Origin of the sequence: Nocardioides oceani (assembly GCF_030412965.1) — a bacterium.
GTDB classification, from domain to species: domain Bacteria; phylum Actinomycetota; class Actinomycetes; order Propionibacteriales; family Nocardioidaceae; genus Nocardioides; species Nocardioides oceani.
This window is the reverse complement of record NZ_JAUHJQ010000335.1, coordinates 1-207: the sequence shown is the minus strand read 5'-3', so window position 1 is coordinate 207 and position 207 is coordinate 1. Positions and strand designations below refer to the sequence as shown.

The window sequence follows — 207 nt, the reverse complement described above, 5'->3', positions numbered from 1 at the left end:
ACCCCGCTCGACCACGGCCGATGCACTCCAGCGGGCCACCGGGGCGCTCAGCACCGCGGCGACCGCACGGATGGACGCCGAGCTGCCGTGGTTCCGCGAGCTGTCCGCCCCGGACCGGTCCGGGGTGGGGCTGATCGTCCAGGCCGGCATCAAGGCGTTCGTGGACTGGTTCCGCGCCGACGACGGCTCCCCCGCGCCCGGTGCCAA

At 75.4% G+C, this 207-nt stretch carries 1 pseudogene; it reads left to right on the top strand.

From position 1 onward, the window contains the following. Nucleotides 1–207 (top strand): annotated as a pseudogene (locus QWY28_RS24265) (PucR family transcriptional regulator); the annotation flags it as partial.